A 14,216-nucleotide genomic window follows, 5' to 3' on the forward strand; every position below is an offset into this window, starting at 1 on the left:
AAGGGGGCAGGGTCGCGCCGATGGCCCAATCCCTGACCTCTCATCGCCCTTTGCTTGCCGTAACGCTGAAACTCAGCGCGCTGTTCCTGTTCACGGCGATGTCGGCGCTGGTCAAGGCGCTGTCGGCGGATTTCCCGCCGGGCCAGATGGTGTTTTTCCGTTCGCTTTTCGCGGTGCCGGTGATCGTGGCATGGCTGATCTCGCGCGGGGAACTGGCGCAGGGCTTTGTCGTCAGGAAGCCCATGGGCCATTTCTGGCGTGGGGTGCTGGGCACCACCGCCATGGGCCTGACCTTCACCGGGCTCAGCCTGCTGCCCCTGCCCGAGGTCACGGCGATCGGCTATGCCACCCCGATCTTCACCTTGATCCTGGCGGCGCTGCTGCTGGGCGAGCGCATCCGCCTGATCCGCATCGGCGCGGTGGCGATCGGGCTCTTGGGCGTGCTGATCATGATCTGGCCGCGGCTGGGATCGGCCGATCTGGGCACCGGCGCCACGATCGGCGCGCTGTGCGTGCTGGGCGCGACCGTGGCCCGCGGCTTCGTGCAGATCCACATCCGGCAACTGGTGCAGATCGATCACCCCGCCGCGATCGTCTTCTATTTTTCGATGACCGCCACGCTGCTGTCGGCGCTGACCGTGTTCTGGGGCTGGACCATGCCCACCCTGAACCAGCTGCTGATCCTGATCACGATGGGCCTGATCGGCGGCGTCGCGCAGATTCTGGTGACCTCGTCCTACCGGTTCGGGCAGGCCTCGATGCTGGCACCCTATGATTATACGTCGATGCTGTTTGCGATCTTCATCGGCTATGTCTGGTTTGACGAGCTGCCGACCCTAGCGATCCTGCTGGGGGCGGCGCTGGTGATCGCCGGCAATGCGGTGGTGATCTGGCGCGAACACCAGCTGGGTCTGGAGCGCGGCAAAGCGCGGTCACTGACCGATCACAAACCATGACTTTACCTTTCGCGCCCATCGCCTAGGTTGGCGCGGACAATCAACGAGGTTTTGCCATGAGCGACGCACAGGACCACAAACAGAAGATGCAACAGGTGCAGGCCCAGCACCGCAAGAAAGTGTCCGAGGCCGTGGATCCCGGCCGGGGGCTGGTGTTGATCAACACCGGCAAGGGCAAGGGCAAATCCTCGGCCGCCTTCGGCGTGGTGATCCGCGCATTGGGCTGGGGCCAGAAAGTCGCCGTGGTGCAGTTCATCAAGGGCAAATGGAAGACCGGCGAGCGGCGGTTCTTCGAAGAACGCGAACTGGTCACCTGGCACACGATGGGCGAAGGCTTCACCTGGGACACCCAGGACCGCGACCGTGACATTGCCGCCGCCACCGCTGCCTTCGACAAGGCGCGCGATTTGATGGCCAGCGGTGATTATGACCTTGTGGTGCTGGACGAGATCAACATCGCCCTGCGCTATGAATACCTGTCGGTGGACGCGGTGATCGAGGGGCTGAAGGCCCGCTCGGACCGGACCAGCGTGTTCCTGACCGGGCGCGACGCGCCGCAGGCGCTGCGCGAATATGCGGATCTGGTCACCGAAATGACCGAGGAGAAGCACCCGTTCCAGGCCGGCATCAAGGCCCAGCGCGGCGTCGATTTCTGATCGGTCAACGCGGGACGGCACCACTTGCCGGTGCCGCCGGCGTGCTCTGCGGGACAGTGGCGCTCCGGGCGTCCGCAACCCCGGCCGCCCGATCACAGCGTCCGTCCTGGCATTTGCAGTCCAGGTAGGCCACCAGGTCGCCATCGGCGCAACACCCGCTGCCAAGGGGCAGGTCTGAACTGGACAGAAGTTCGAGTATCGAGTCGCGCATCGCGTGGCCTCTCCGAAATCGTTTCCGAGACGGTGGCGCGCCCTCGCAGATGTTCGGCTTGGCGCGCAGGCCGTCTCGGAATCAAAGGCTTGATACCGGGTTATCTGGCGCTGGCCTATAACTGACAATTTTTGTCGATCTTTTCAAGGCCAAAATTCGCCCCGGCCAGATGGCCGGAGCAAGGGGTCAGGCGGTGGCTGTCTGGTCGGGCGCGCTGAGCGAGACTACGGCCACCACGGCGGCGCCATTCAGCCAGTAGTAGACCGCATCCAGACCGGTGAAGCCGAACAGGCTGGGCGCGAACAGGAAGGTGAGCCCCACCAGCAGATCGACGGCCAGGTGAAACCTGTAGGGCAGCACGCGCCAGACACCCAGGTGATGATCCGTCAGCACCGTCAACACGAAAGCCGCCACGCCGGTGGCCACCGACAACCACAGCGCAATCGGGTTCGACGCGCCCAGCCCCAGGGCAAAAGGCAGCCCCATCAAGGCGAGTGCCACCGGGTAGTCCAGATAGGCATGAATGGTGCGGGTAACGAAACGCAGAGACATGATATTTCCTTTCCTTGATTGACGATGGATCAAGGATAGGCTCGCCAACTCGAACGCAGCAGCCCAGATCGTTTGGGATATTTTGCAGATCGTCCGTCGAATCGCCGGATCAGTGCATCGCCCTGTAGGCGGCCGGAGAAAGACCGATCTGCTTCTTGAACACCCGCGAAAACGCCGCCTCGGAGGCATAGCCGACCTGAGCCGCCGCGTCGGCCACGTTCCAGCGGCCTTCGATCAGCCCGTGGCAGGCGATCTGCATGCGCCAGTCGGTCAGGTATTGCATGGGCGTGGTGCCCATCTTCTGGGTGAACAACTGCGCGAAGGTCGTGCGCGACATGCCGGCTTCACGCGCCAGCGATGCCACGCTCCACTCGCGGGCCGGGTCGCGGTGAAAGGCGCCCAGCGCGCGTGATATACGTGGATCGGCGAAGCCCGACAGGGCCGCATCGGTGGGGCTTTGATGTTCCAGATAGGCGCGGATCGCCTGGGCGAACAGAACCTCGGACAGTTTCAGCGCGATCAGGTCACCGCCGATCCGGGCGCCCGCAACCTCGGATTCGATCATCCGCAGCGTCGCCTCGATCCAGGCCCCGGCGGATTCGCCGTAGTTCTCGATCAGGATATAGGGCGGCAGGCGATCGATCAGCATGTGCCCGGTGCCGCGCCGCCCGGCCGGACCGGCAAACGAGAAATGCCCGCAGATCAGTTGGGTGTCACGGTCCTGCTCGGCTCCGCCATAGACCAGCACACCATCACCCTTGTAGCCGGCCCGGTCCAGGACCTGCTCCAGCGGCAGGGCATCCACGGGCCGGACCTCGTTGCACAGCAGCGCATGCGCGGCCCCGTGCGGGATCAGGATCAGATCCCCCTGCCGCAACCGCAGGGTCTCGCCGGTGGTGGACACATGCACCTTCAGCTCTCCGCGCTGGACGAAGTGAAACCGGGCGACGTTTTCGAATGCAGGTACCTGCACGCCGAAGGGCGGCGTGAACGAGGTCCGGAAATACAGGGTGCCCCTCAGGGAAAGGCGCGTCAGGATATCGCTGAGCAGGTCCAACATGCGCCAAGGATACGGATTCGCACCCGACCGTCCAGCGCTGCGGACGATCTGCAACAAGGTCCGGACGGGCGGCAAGGCCGGTTGGCCACCGCCCGCGCGGATGTCGGATCAGCTGCGGACCAGCTGCTCGTAATCGTTGGCGATCTCGCGGGTCAGGTCGCCGACCTCGAAGGTATACTCGCCGATCTGGCCCACCGGCGTGACCTCGGCCGCGGTGCCGGTCAGCCAGCACTGTTCGAAATCGGCCATCTCCTCGGGCAGGATGTGGCGTTCGTGTACGGTGATGCCCTTGTCTTTCAGCATCTGAATCACCGTCTGGCGGGTGATCCCGTTCAGGAAGCAGTCGGCCAGCGGCGTATGCACTTCGCCATCCTTGACGAAGAATACGTTGGCACCGGTCGCCTCGGCCACATAGCCGCGGTAATCCATGAACAAGGCATCCGAACAGCCCTTGGCCTCGGCCTTGTGCTTGGAGATGGTGCAGATCATGTACAGCCCCGCCGCCTTGGCATGGACCGGGATCGTTTCCGGGCTGGGCCGCTTCCACTCGGCAATGTCCAGCTTGGCGCCCTGCATCTTGGCGTCGCCGTAATAGGCGCCCCAAGGCCAGACCGCGATGGCCATGCGGACCGGGTTGCGCGCCGAGGCCACGCCCATATCCTCGCCCGAGCCGCGCCAGACCAGCGCGCGCACGTAAGCGTCTTTGAGGCCGCTTTTTTCCAGTGTTTCGGCCTTGGCCGCCTCGATCTGATCAACCGTGTAAGGCATCGGCATGTCCAGCGCCTCGGCCGATTTGATCAACCGCTCGGAATGTTCGCGGCTTTTGAAGATCTTGCCGTTATAGGCGCGCTCGCCCTCGAAGACCGAGCTGGCATAGTGCATCGCATGGGTCAGGACATGCACCTTGGCATCGCGCCAGGGCACAAATTCGCCATCCATCCAGATGACACCGTCACGATCGTCATATCCCGCCATCCGAAACCTCCTGACCCGGGCTACATTTCCGATTGTTGCGCCACTTAGGTCCGGCCCGGACACAAAATTGCGCAAAAACTGCGATTCGATACCTGTCCGCCCTTGGAATGTCAATAACGCTGACTTAAAGTCGGGGCGCGTAACGAATGAGGCCCGATATGTCCGAGATCCGCCCCGCCCCGGTCTTTGGCGGAGAAAGCCTGTTGTTTCTGACAGATGAACAGCTTCGGCAGGGGATCGAGGCGATGTTCTTTGCCTATCGCGGCTTTACCGCCGACCCCGACCGCATCTTAAGCGAAATGGCCTATGGGCGGGCGCATCACCGGGCGATCCATTTCATCAACCGCGCGCCGGGCACCACGGTGAACAACCTGCTGGCGATCCTGGGGGTGACCAAGCAGTCGCTGAACCGTGTGCTGCGCACGCTGATCGACGATGGCCTGGTCGAGAGCCGGGTCGGCACCGTCGACAAGCGCGAACGCCATCTGTACCTGACCGAAAAGGGCAAGGCGCTCGAGTCGCAGCTGTCGGACGCCCAGCGCGCCCGTATGCGCGCGGCCTACAAGGATGCCGGCCCCGAGGCGGTTGCCGGGTTCCGCAAAGTTCTTGAAGCGATGATGGATGCTGATATGCGTCGAGCCTATGTGAAACTGCGGGATTCAACTTCATGAGCGATGTGGACGCCCACCTTCTGATCGTCGATGACGATGAACGCATCCGCGATCTACTCAAGAAGTTCTTGATGCGCAGCGGATTTCTGGTGACGGCGGCGCGTGATGCCGCCCATGCGCGACGGGTCCTGTCGGGGCTGGATTTCGACCTGATCGTGATGGATGTGATGATGCCGGGTGAGGATGGCGTCAGCCTGACCCGAGCCCTGCGCGAGACGCACGACACGCCGATCCTTCTTCTGACCGCACGCGGCGAGACCGAGCACCGGATCGCCGGGTTGGAAGCCGGGGCCGACGATTACCTGGCCAAGCCGTTCGAGCCCAAGGAACTGCTGTTGCGGATCAACGCCATCCTGCGGCGGATGCCGGAAACCACGGCGCAGGATACGGCCGCCAAGATCCTGCATCTGGGGCCGATCCGCTATGACATTGAACGCGGCGAGATGTGGCAGGGCGAAGAGCCGGTGCGGCTGACCGCCACTGAAAGCCAGTTGATGAAGATCTTCTCGGCCCAGCCGGGCGAGCCGATCAGCCGGTCGAAGCTGGTCGAAGATCTGGGGCGCGACAAGGGGCAGGCGCAGGAACGCGCGGTGGACGTGCAGATCACCCGCTTGCGCCGCAAGATCGAGCAGGACCCCAAGCAGCCGCGCTATCTGCAGACGGTGCGGGGCGCGGGATATATGCTGGCGCCCGATTGATTTTGCCGCTGCGCGGCGTTTTCTTGCCTTCGGCGAGGGTATTGTTGGCCAGATGAAATGGGGGAGTTTCATGAAGACCGCTGTTTTGACGCATGCCGATTGTCTGGGTCATGTCACCCCCGAGGGGCACCCCGAGCGGGTGGCCCGGCTGGAACATATCCTGCATGCGCTTGAGCCGCTGGACCTGCAGCGGGTGACCGCACCGCTGGCGGCGGACGATGATCTGCTGCGCATCCATCCCGAGAGTTTCATCCGCGAAATCCGTGACAGCCGCCCGACCGAGGGGTTCCGCCAGATCGACGGGGATACGTTCATGTCGCCCGGCTCGGTCGATGCGGCCTATCGTGCGGCGGGGGCCGTGGTGCGGGCGGTGGACATGGTGCTGGGCGGTGAGGCGCCGAATGCGTTCTGCGCCATTCGGCCGCCGGGCCATCACGCCGAACGGGAAACCGCCATGGGGTTCTGCCTGTTCGGCAACGCTGCTCTGGCAGCGAAGCATGCGCTGGATCATCACGGGCTGGATCGGGTCGCGGTGGTGGATTTTGACGTGCATCACGGCAATGGCACGCAGGATCTGCTGTGGGACGAGACCCAGGCGCTGGTGATCACCAGCCAGCAGATGCCGCTGTGGCCGGGCTCGGGGCGACCGGATGAAACCGGTGCGCATGACACCATCGTGAACATCCCGTTGGCCCCCGGCACCGGCGGGGCCGAGATGCGCGCGGCCTACGAGGCGCAGGCCTTTCCTCGGCTGCGCGCGTTCAAGCCCGAGCTGATCATCATCTCGGCCGGGTTCGACGCCCATCAGGACGATCCGCTGGCCAATCTGAACTGGTCCACCGACGATTTCGCCTGGATCACCGCGCAGCTGTGCCGGATCGCCGATGAGCTGTGTGGGGGCCGTATCGTCTCGACTCTGGAAGGCGGGTATGATCTGAACGCACTGGCCAAGGCCACACGCGCCCATGTTGAAGAACTGATGAAGGCAGCCCGATGACCGAGACCCCCGTTGAACAGATGACATTCGAACAGGCGATGAAAGAGCTGGAGGCCGTGGTCGGCCAACTGGAGCGCGGAGACGTGGCGTTGGACCAGTCGATCGCCCTGTACGAGCGCGGCGCCAAGCTGAAGAAACGCTGCGAGGACGAGCTGAAGCGCGCCGAGGAGAAAGTAGCCGCCATCACGCTGGATGCCGATGGTCAGCCCACCGGGACGACTCCTGTCGAAGGCCTGTAATGTTTTCCGGAAGGCTGGTGCAGGATGCTGCGCTGATCCAGGCGCAGTTCGATCTGGTTCTGGGCGCGCTGGACGATGTCGATGTGACCCGCGCGATGGCCTATGCCACGCAGGGCGGCAAGAGGCTGCGCGGATTTCTGGTGCTGGAAAGCGCCCGGCTGCACGGAATGGACGAGACCTGCGCGATCTGGCCCGCGACCGGGATCGAGGCGCTGCACGCCTACAGCCTGGTGCATGACGATCTGCCCTGCATGGACGATGACGATCTGCGTCGCGGTCGCCCCACCGTGCACAAGCAATGGAACGACGGCATTGCGGTTCTGGCTGGCGACGCTTTGCAGTCGCTGGCATTTGAACTTTGCACCCGGCCCGAGGTCGGATCTGCAGGCGTTCGGGCCGAACTGGCGCTGACCCTCGCCCGGGCCAGCGGTGCTCAAGGCATGGTTCTGGGTCAGGCGTTGGACATCGCTGCCGAAACTGCCGAACAACCTTTGACCCTGCCGGAAATCACGCATCTTCAGGCCGGCAAGACCGGGGCGCTGATCGAATGGTCGGCGTGCGCCGGTGCTGTTCTGTCGGAGGCTGATCCGACCCCATTGCGCCAATATGCCCGTGCGCTGGGTCTTGCCTTTCAGATCGCCGACGACATCCTTGATGTGGAGGGTGACAGCGAAAAGGCGGGCAAACGATTGCAGAAGGACGCACAGGCGGGCAAGGCAACTTTCGTTTCGCTGCTGGGTCTGGATGCAGCGAAGGCGCGCGCTGCCGAGCTGGTCGAGCAGGCCTGCGCCGCGTTGGACGCGTACGGACCGCGGGCCGAAACCTTGAAGGACGCCGCCCGCTTCGTTATTGCGCGTGAAAGCTGAACCGTAAGGGATGCCATGTCAGACCGTCCGAACACCCCGCTTCTGGACCTTGTGAACCGCCCGGCGGATCTCAAGCAGTTTTCGGACGTGCAGCTGCATCAGCTGGCACACGAGTTGCGGGCCGAGACGATCTCGGCCGTATCGGTGACCGGCGGGCATCTGGGCGCGGGGCTGGGCGTGGTCGAGCTGACCGTGGCCCTGCACGCGGTGTTCGACACGCCGCGCGACAAGATCATCTGGGATGTCGGGCACCAGTGTTATCCCCACAAGATCCTGACCGAGCGGCGCGACCGCATCCGCACCCTGCGCCAGAAAGGCGGCCTGAGCGGGTTCACCAAGCGCAGCGAAAGCCCCTATGACCCGTTCGGCGCGGCGCACAGCTCGACCTCGATCAGCGCGGCGCTGGGCTTTGCCGTGGCCCGCGACCTGGGCGGGGTCACGCCCGAGGGGCTGGGCGACGCGATCGCGGTGATCGGCGACGGGTCGATGTCGGCCGGCATGGCCTTCGAGGCGATGAACAATGCTGGCCACCTGAAAAAACGCCTGATCGTGATCCTGAACGACAACGAGATGAGCATCGCCCCGCCCGTGGGTGCACTGTCGAACTATCTTTCACGCATCTATGCCGAAGAGCCGTTCCACGATCTGAAGGCCGCCGCCAAGGGGGCGGTGTCGCTGCTGCCCGAACCGTTCCGCGAAGGCGCCAAGCGCGCCAAGGAAATGCTCAAGGGCATGGCCGTGGGCGGCACGCTGTTCGAAGAGCTGGGATTCTCCTATGTCGGCCCGATCGACGGGCATGACCTGGACCAGCTGCTGCCGGTTCTGCGCACGGTCAAGGCGCGGGCGACCGGGCCGATTCTGATCCACGCGCTGACCAAAAAGGGCAAGGGCTATGCCCCGGCCGAGCAGGCCCGCGACAAGGGCCATGCCACCGCCAAGTTCGACGTGGTCACCGGCAAGCAGCAGAAGGCGCCGTCGAACGCACCGTCCTACACCTCGGTCTTCGGCAAGACCCTGGTGGATGAGGCCAGCCGCGACGACAAGATCGTGGCGGTGACCGCGGCGATGCCCGACGGTACCGGGCTGAACCTGTTCGCCGAACGCTACCCGTCGCGCTGTTTTGACGTAGCGATTGCCGAGCAGCACGGGGTCACTTTCTCGGCCGCGCTGGCGGCGGGTGGGCTGAAACCGTTTTGCGCGATGTATTCAACGTTTTTGCAGCGCGGCTATGACCAGGTGGTGCACGACGTGGCGATCCAGCGCCTGCCGGTGCGCTTTGCCATCGACCGCGCGGGGCTGGTGGGCGCCGATGGCGCGACCCATGCCGGGTCGTTCGACATCGCCTACCTGTCCAACCTGCCGGGCATGGTTGTGATGGCCGCCGCCGACGAGGCCGAACTGATGCACATGGTCGCCACCGCCGCCGCCCATGACGACGGCCCCATCGCATTCCGCTATCCGCGGGGCGAGGGCGTGGGCGTCGATCTGCCCGAACGCGGGCAGGTTCTGGAAATCGGCAAGGGCCGCCTGATCCAGTCGGGGGCACGCGTTGCGCTCCTGTCTTTCGGCACGCGCCTCGCCGAGGTGCAGAAGGCCGGCGAATCTCTGGCCGCGCGCGGTATCACCCCGACCATCGCCGACGCCCGGTTCGCCAAGCCGCTGGACCGCGACCTGATCCTGGACCTGGCCGCCAACCACGAAGCGCTGATCACCATCGAGGAAGGCGCCATCGGCGGGTTCGGCAGCCACGTGGCACAACTGCTGGCGGATGAGGGCGTGTTCGATCGTGGCCTGAAATACCGCTCGATGGTGCTGCCGGACATTTTCATCGACCAGGCCAGCCCCGCCGACATGTACGCGGTCGCGGGTATGAACGCCGAACAGATCGAAGCCAAGGTGCTTGCCGTTCTGGGCATCGCATCAATCGGAGAAAAGCGCGCCTGATTCCGACCGGATCGTCGGTTGCCCTCAGCCAGAGCGGCATTCGGGTCGAACGACGGGTGAACAAGGCCAGTCGCCCTCCAAGAAAACCTCACATTGGGGTCAACAACCGGTCTTGCCTACGCCCGTGGGACGGTTTAAACGATCCTTCGCACCGCATACCACGCCCCCACGGGCGCGGGTGCGCGTGGAAGAATGGGCCGCTGTAGCTCAGCTGGTAGAGCACGTCATTCGTAATGATGGGGTCGGGGGTTCGAGTCCCTTCAGCGGCACCATAGCTTCTCGGAACAAACTTCGGTGTTTCGCCGCCGGTTTTCCCGTCTGTTGATTCGGTTTCGCAATTTATCTGCCGTTCAATCTTTCCAGAAGTTTAGGTTGCTCATCCGCGAGGCGGCCCTAACTCGACGGAAATGACGCAGACAAACGAACGCTCCCCCAGCCGGCTCATCCTGGTGCTGGGCGACCAACTGAGCCAAGACTTGAGCGCCTTGAGCCAGGCGAAGATGGCGCGCGACACGGTGTTGATGGCCGAAGTCGCGGACGAGGCGGGATATGTTCCGCATCACAAAAAGAAGATCGCGTTTGTCTTTTCGGCAATGCGCCATTTCGCAGATGAGCTCGGTGCGGCGGGGTGGCAGGTTCGTTATGTCAGGCTGGATGACCCTGACAATACCGGCTCCATCACAGGCGAGATCGCGCGGGCCACCGCGGATCTGTCTATTGAGAGCGTTCAGGTGACCGAGCCCGGCGAGTACCGGCTGAAAGCCGCCTTGCTTGAGTGGGCGGACCAGAGCCAAACCGATCTACATATGCTGGAAGATGACCGGTTTGTCGCCACGCACCAAGAGTTCCGCAATTGGGCGGACGGACGCAAGCAGTTGCGGATGGAATTTTTCTATCGCGAGATGCGGCGCAAAACGGGGCTGTTGATGAACGGCGACCAACCCGAAGGCGGGCGCTGGAACTTTGATGCGGAAAACCGCAAGCCCGCCACTGCCGATCTGTTTATGCCCCAACCGCCCCGATCCGACCCGGATGACATCACCACCGAGGTTCTGAGCCTTGTCGAAACCCAGTTTGGCGACAACTTCGGACAACTGCGCCCGTTCTGGTTCGCAGTGACCCGCGCCGGCGCGCTCGAGGCGCTGGACCACTTCGTGGAACACGCTCTGCCTCTGTTCGGGGACCACCAGGACGCAATGCTACAGGCAGAGCCGTTCCTCTATCACTCGGTCCTGTCGCATTACCTGAACGCGGGTCTGCTGGGGCCGATGGAGATCTGCCGGCAGGTCGAGCGTGCCTACTATGAAGGCCGCGCGCCTTTGAATGCGGTCGAGGGCTTTATCCGTCAGATCATCGGCTGGCGAGAATATGTTCGGGGCCTCTATTGGCTGAACATGCCCGGGTACACGGAGCGCAACCACTTCGGGGCAACCCGCCCGCTGCCGGATTTCTACTGGACGGCCAAAACGGAAATGGCCTGCATGGCGGCCGCAATCGGGCAGACGCGCGACCACGCCTATGCCCACCATATCCAGCGCCTGATGGTGACTGGCAATTTCGCGATGCTGGCCGGGGTCGATCCGCACGAAGTCCACGAGTGGTACCTGGCGGTTTACGCCGATGCGTATGAATGGGTCGAGGCCCCCAACGTGATCGGAATGAGCCAATTCGCCGATGGCGGATTGCTTGGGTCAAAACCCTACGCAGCAAGCGGAAACTACATCAACAAGATGTCGGATCACTGTTCGCATTGCCGCTATGACGTGAAACGCAAGTTCGGTGCGAATGCCTGCCCTTTCAATCCACTGTACTGGGATTTCCTGGCACGCAACGCCTACAAGCTGCGTGGCAATCCCAGATTGGGCCATGCCTACCGAACCTGGGACCGGATGGACCCCGAAAAACAGGCCCAATACCGCGACAGCGCGCGCGAGATACTCGACAGCCTCTAACTCTGGCCGGTCGAAGATGATCGGGCTCGGCGGCAACGCTGCGAGCAGTGGCGGACCTCGTCCCAGACCTTCGCCCATTTTCGCCGCCAGGTGAAAGGGCGCCCGCATGTAGCGCAGGTTTTCGTCGGAAGATCCGACTTTTTCCGCATCCGCATCTAGTCCCCCAGATCCAATGACAATTGCGCCGGGTTGCGGGTGACCGCACGGCTGTTTCCTTTCCGCAAACGCCCTTTGCGACTGCCATGCCGGGCCAAGACCTTCGCAGCCTCGTCCCGGAAACCGTCCCCGCGCCGCACCGCCCAGATCCGATCCCGGGCGAACCGGGCCGCCGCGACGTGATCGACGATGGGCATCGGGTAGCGTTTGCCCAGCACGGCACCTGCGTTCTCGGCCTTCCACGGCTCTTGCAGATGGCGATCCGGGATATCAGCCAATTCCGGCAACCAACAGCGGGTAAAGGTCCCGGTCGGGTCCTGATCATGGCCCTGTTTCACCGGGTTGTAGATCCTCAGCGCGTTGATGCCCGTGGTGCCGGCCTGCATCTGCACCTGGCTCCAGTGGATGCCCGGTTCGTAATCGGTGAACAGGCGGGCGAGAACCTCACCGGGTGCGCGCCAGTCAAGCCACAGGTGATAGCTGGCCGTCGCCATCACCATCGCGCGCATTCGAAAGTTGAGCCACCCCGTTGCCCGCAAGTACCGCATGCATGCGTCAACAAATGGCAGGCCGGTCTCACCGTTGGCCCAGGCCTCCAGCCGATGCGAATCCGGGGCCGAGGGGCGGATCCCGTCATAGGCGCGATGCACGTTCTGGAACTCGATCCGGGGGTCATCCTCCAGTTTCTGGATAAAGTGGCAGTGCCAAAGCAGCCGGCCTTCGAACGAGGACATCGCCCCCCGCCACTGTTTGTCGGAGGTGTGGCTCAGCGCTTTTTGCCGCGCCCATGTGGCCTGCATCACCTCGCGCATCGACAGCGTTCCCCATGCCAGATGCGGGGACAGGCGCGAACACGCATGTTCCCCCAGCTGAGGTGAGGACATCGCGCTGCGATAGGTCCGGCCGCGCGTGCTCAGGAATGTGGTCAACCGGTCCGACGCCGCCGTGTGGCCGCCCGACTGCCGCCGTGGACATGGGTCCGGGTGCAACCCCAATTCCGTGCTGGACGGGATCCCACCCGGGTCCATCGGGATGGGCCGCAATATGGGTGCGGGCGTGATCGGTTCGCTCATGAAGCGATCCCACTCTTTGGCCCAGCCATCGCGCGAAGCCAGACGGCGGCGAACCCCGTGATTGCGCGGCTGGTGCCAGGGAATACCCTGGGTTCGGCACCAGGACGCCACGCGTTTGTCCCGCTGAAAGGTCCAGTCGTTTCCCGTTTCTTCATGCGACCACAGGGCCGTGAGGTCGAAACTTTGCGCAAGATCGTCCAGGACCGACAGCATCTCGCCCGTCCGTACGATCAGGGGCTGGCCCAGTTCCGCAAGCTGCCTGCGCAGCTCGACCAGGGTTTCGTGGATGAACGCCCATTGGCGAGCGGAGATGTCGGGTTGACGCCAAAGATCGGGTTCAACCACGTAAAGCGGCACCAGCGCCCCCCGCTGTGCCGCCTGAGCCAGGGCACGATTGTCCTGCACCCTGAGATCCCGCTTGAACCAGACGATCTGCAAAACCGTTCTCCGAACCAAATCTGGGCAATAGCTAGTCTGGTCCGGCCAGCCCTCAACCGTGTTCAATGCGCCCCGGCAGGGCCGGGACGCAAAAACCGCGCGGAACCGGTTCCGTCATGGCCCGGTGCGACCGAAGCCTGTCGGGAAATGGGCAGGCCAGTTCACAAAGCGCTGCCTTGACGGGCGCTTTTTCGGTTGCAATGATCAAAACATGGGCGCTTTGAAAACTATTTTCGTTTCAGCACTATGCACTTTCTCATCCATCGGATTGCTTCATGCTGAAACCGACATGGTCAAATCGTTTGCCGGCTGCGCCGGGCGTTTTTCGGCCGAGATGGAGCATGCCTGGCTTCTGAACGACCCCAAGGCGCAGGACTATGAGTTGCTTCGCGGCGGCTTCGTGTCCTTGCTTGAGGCGACCGTGACGGCAGAGGAGGCCGAACTGGTCCTGAGCCACCGGGTGAACTCAAAACACGCCCATGCGCGCTTGCTCCATACGGCAACCTTTGGCTCGGACATCACGGCGGCCAGCGCCGCGCGGCAAACGGCCAGCGACCTTCTCGATCAGTGCAGCCTGCTGATACTGGGCGGCGTCTAAGACCACTCTTCGCTGCAGCGCCGCATTTTTGGGCGAACCATGCGGCACCGCCGCAAATTTGGGCAACACGCTGAATCAATCCAAAAACTCACGCCACCGGACTCTGAGCCCCGGCAAAAGCTGACCTAGCAATGTGGTGCGCCGAAAGACGGCTTGGAAAATGTGCGAAGGTGC

The 14,216-nt window shown here is 63.5% G+C and carries 15 protein-coding genes and 1 tRNA gene; 11 read left to right on the forward strand and 5 right to left on the reverse strand.

The features are described 5' to 3' along the window. Positions 1–20: 20 nt before the first annotated feature. Complete coding sequence (locus ACR0NY_RS12610; protein ID WP_170369042.1) at positions 21–956, forward strand: DMT family transporter; 936 nt, start codon at positions 21–23, stop codon at positions 954–956. A 56-nt stretch (positions 957–1,012) separates the two neighbouring features. Further along, positions 1,013–1,612, forward strand: a complete 600-nt coding sequence (cobO, locus tag ACR0NY_RS12615) for a cob(I)yrinic acid a,c-diamide adenosyltransferase (protein ID WP_170369041.1) — start codon at positions 1,013–1,015, stop codon at positions 1,610–1,612. 397 nt (positions 1,613–2,009) lie between these two features. On the opposite strand, the gene ACR0NY_RS12620 is transcribed toward cobO, so the two are convergent. The 3 genes from ACR0NY_RS12620 to ACR0NY_RS12630 form a co-directional block, all read right to left on the reverse strand. After that, the gene (locus ACR0NY_RS12620) at positions 2,010–2,375 is read right to left on the reverse strand and encodes a hypothetical protein (protein WP_170369040.1); all 366 of its coding nucleotides are present in this window, start codon (positions 2,373–2,375) and stop codon (positions 2,010–2,012) included. A 109-nt stretch (positions 2,376–2,484) separates the two neighbouring features. Further along, positions 2,485–3,435: an AraC family transcriptional regulator gene (locus tag ACR0NY_RS12625; RefSeq protein WP_170369039.1), complete on the reverse strand. Its 951-nt coding sequence runs from the start codon at positions 3,433–3,435 to the stop codon at positions 2,485–2,487. Between the two features lie 108 nt (positions 3,436–3,543). Further along, entirely contained in the window at positions 3,544–4,410 is an 867-nt protein-coding gene (locus tag ACR0NY_RS12630; RefSeq protein ID WP_170340845.1) for a branched-chain amino acid aminotransferase, read from the reverse strand. A gap of 158 nt (positions 4,411–4,568) precedes the next feature. Between ACR0NY_RS12630 and ACR0NY_RS12635 the strand changes: the two genes are divergently transcribed. The 8 genes from ACR0NY_RS12635 (at position 4,569) to ACR0NY_RS12670 (ending at position 11,777) form a co-directional block, all read left to right on the forward strand. Continuing rightward, on the forward strand, positions 4,569–5,081 hold the full coding sequence (locus ACR0NY_RS12635; protein ID WP_093964014.1) for a MarR family winged helix-turn-helix transcriptional regulator: 513 nt from the start codon (positions 4,569–4,571) through the stop codon (positions 5,079–5,081). Beyond that, entirely contained in the window at positions 5,078–5,779 is a 702-nt protein-coding gene (locus ACR0NY_RS12640) for a response regulator (protein WP_093964013.1), read from the forward strand. Before ACR0NY_RS12635 ends, ACR0NY_RS12640 begins: the two co-directional genes overlap by 4 nt. A gap of 70 nt (positions 5,780–5,849) precedes the next feature. Beyond that, complete coding sequence (locus ACR0NY_RS12645; RefSeq protein ID WP_170340843.1) at positions 5,850–6,776, forward strand: histone deacetylase family protein; 927 nt, start codon at positions 5,850–5,852, stop codon at positions 6,774–6,776. Next, complete coding sequence (locus ACR0NY_RS12650) at positions 6,773–7,015, forward strand: exodeoxyribonuclease VII small subunit (RefSeq protein WP_005979588.1); 243 nt, start codon at positions 6,773–6,775, stop codon at positions 7,013–7,015. The genes ACR0NY_RS12645 and ACR0NY_RS12650 overlap by 4 nt, the downstream gene beginning before the upstream one ends. Further along, positions 7,015–7,881, forward strand: coding sequence for a polyprenyl synthetase family protein (locus ACR0NY_RS12655; protein WP_170340841.1), 867 nt, complete (start codon positions 7,015–7,017; stop codon positions 7,879–7,881). Before ACR0NY_RS12650 ends, ACR0NY_RS12655 begins: the two co-directional genes overlap by 1 nt. Positions 7,882–7,896: 15 nt before the next feature. Beyond that, positions 7,897–9,825: a 1-deoxy-D-xylulose-5-phosphate synthase gene (gene dxs, locus ACR0NY_RS12660; RefSeq protein ID WP_170340839.1), complete on the forward strand. Its 1,929-nt coding sequence runs from the start codon at positions 7,897–7,899 to the stop codon at positions 9,823–9,825. 196 nt (positions 9,826–10,021) lie between these two features. Then, a tRNA-Thr gene (locus tag ACR0NY_RS12665) sits at positions 10,022–10,097 on the forward strand. Positions 10,098–10,232: 135 nt separating this feature from the next. After that, complete coding sequence (locus tag ACR0NY_RS12670) at positions 10,233–11,777, forward strand: cryptochrome/photolyase family protein (RefSeq protein ID WP_170369038.1); 1,545 nt, start codon at positions 10,233–10,235, stop codon at positions 11,775–11,777. Here ACR0NY_RS12670 and ACR0NY_RS12675 read toward each other — a convergent pair. After that, entirely contained in the window at positions 11,774–11,926 is a 153-nt protein-coding gene (locus ACR0NY_RS12675) for a DUF2256 domain-containing protein (protein WP_217354938.1), read from the reverse strand. The genes ACR0NY_RS12670 and ACR0NY_RS12675 overlap by 4 nt on opposite strands. A 6-nt stretch (positions 11,927–11,932) precedes the next feature. Continuing rightward, entirely contained in the window at positions 11,933–13,444 is a 1,512-nt protein-coding gene (locus ACR0NY_RS12680; protein ID WP_170340834.1) for an FAD-binding domain-containing protein, read from the reverse strand. 289 nt (positions 13,445–13,733) lie between these two features. Here ACR0NY_RS12680 and ACR0NY_RS12685 point away from each other — a divergent pair, with 289 nt between their 5' ends. Next, a complete protein-coding gene (locus ACR0NY_RS12685; RefSeq protein WP_170340832.1) occupies positions 13,734–14,042 on the forward strand; it encodes a hypothetical protein in 309 nt (102 codons plus the stop codon). Positions 14,043–14,216 lie beyond the last annotated feature (174 nt).

Source organism: Ruegeria sp. BJ5 (genome assembly GCF_056537865.1).